General features: G+C 48.0%; 1 protein-coding gene. It reads right to left on the reverse strand.

Annotation, left to right across the window (positions count from 1 at the left end; translation table 11 throughout):
* Positions 1-16: 16 nt before the first annotated feature.
* Positions 17-1,519, reverse strand: coding sequence for an IS66 family transposase (tnpC, locus tag QUB70_RS32455; protein WP_332985915.1), 1,503 nt, complete (start codon positions 1,517-1,519; stop codon positions 17-19).
* Positions 1,520-1,572 lie beyond the last annotated feature (53 nt).

Genomic DNA, 1,572 nt, shown 5'->3' on the forward strand with positions numbered 1-1,572 from the left:
GTAGAAGTTCACGGGGTTAGCGTGGCAGAAGAGAAGGAGGAATCCGACCAGAACGGGCATTCAAGACAGATTCAGTCAGGAACTCAAGAATATTCCGGTCTTGCAGCTTGAGAGAAGACACGACGGTGAGTAAACGGGCAACAAACAGACTTCCTGCTGCAGAATCTGAACCAAAGCTAGTCCGTCGCCAAATCACAGCAGGGCGAATGGCTCTCTCAGCGGCATTATTGGTCGGCTCTACACCATCTGAGGAGATAAATAACCACAGAGCCACTTCCAACTTTAGTAAATTACGGCAAGTCCGCACAGTTTTTGCCAGTGGGGTCTTTTCCCTCTCGTCGATGTCTAACTGCGAAGCTTCTAGCAAGATGCTCAAAACTTTAGTCTTAATAGGTTCAACCCTTTCTTTCAACTCCGAACGAGTGAGTTGCTCATTTCTAAATTTATGCCAGAGATTGAAAAGCTCTTTTTCTTGCTCCAGTAAGGATTTGCCTATTTGGGCTGAAGCTCCAACTCGTTCGGATATTTGAATAAAATCTCGTTTGAGGTGTGCCCAACACAGTTGTCTGCGATTGACATCCACCCAATTATAGGCAGGACAACGATCACTGGTGATCGAGCCACTAAAAGTTTCGCCCAAAACCGTTTGAGCAGCACTACTAGCTCTACTTAAAATTACCTGAAAGCTCTGGATCAATGGCGTTACTGCCACCCACAGCCAACCACTGGTCTTGGCGGCATTTTGACCATCTCCATTCCGCTGCTGAAATCCAGTCTCATCTACTCCCACAGTCGGCTGCTGCTGGATGTAATCTTGGGCTTCTGTGACCGCATCGCTAACTGCCTCGCTCACTTCTGTCCGTAGACGATTGATCGTGCCGACGGACATTTCAATCCCAAACACCGCCTGCATCAGCGCACGTATTTGGCGGTAGGATTGTCGATACTGACTACTGAATAGACCTACATAGGCTGCTGCCCTTGGGCCATATCCACCCCTTCCAATTATTTCGGTCATTTCTGGGGCTTGATTTTCTTTCCCACAACAAGTACAGGTAATTGGATGAAACTGATGTTCGATGACAATCCGCTGTACTGGTGGGACTTCCACTACTTGATGTCGATAGGCTTGACCACTATTTTCCATCCCTAGAAGGCCTCCACATCCACTACATTGCTGCGGGTAATGGTTGATTACTTCTTGACACATTTGGGTCGGGTATAGCTTCCGTTCGTGTCCCGAATGTCCTAGTTGCCCACCCCGCTTCTTGCCGGTGGGTTCCTTTCGATTGGGCTTAAATCCTTGAGGATTCTTCGATGGTGGTTGTGATGAATTTGCCGAAGTTCTGGCTAATTGCTCTTTGAGAAGCTCGTTTTCTGTTCTCAGTTCCGCTATTTCCTGTTCAACCTGATCCATCCTACGCACTAATTCGTAAATTAGTTCGAGGATGCTGTCTGGCACTTGCGCCCACTCTGCTGGGCTGATTGCCGCCATTAATTCCGGCACTGTCTTCTCCATGTGCCTCACCTTATCAGATTTTTGGGGTTTTTGCTACCCCCGTGAACTTCTAC

This window comes from Microcoleus sp. A003_D6 (assembly GCF_036702825.1).
Classification (GTDB): domain Bacteria; phylum Cyanobacteriota; class Cyanobacteriia; order Cyanobacteriales; family Microcoleaceae; genus Microcoleus.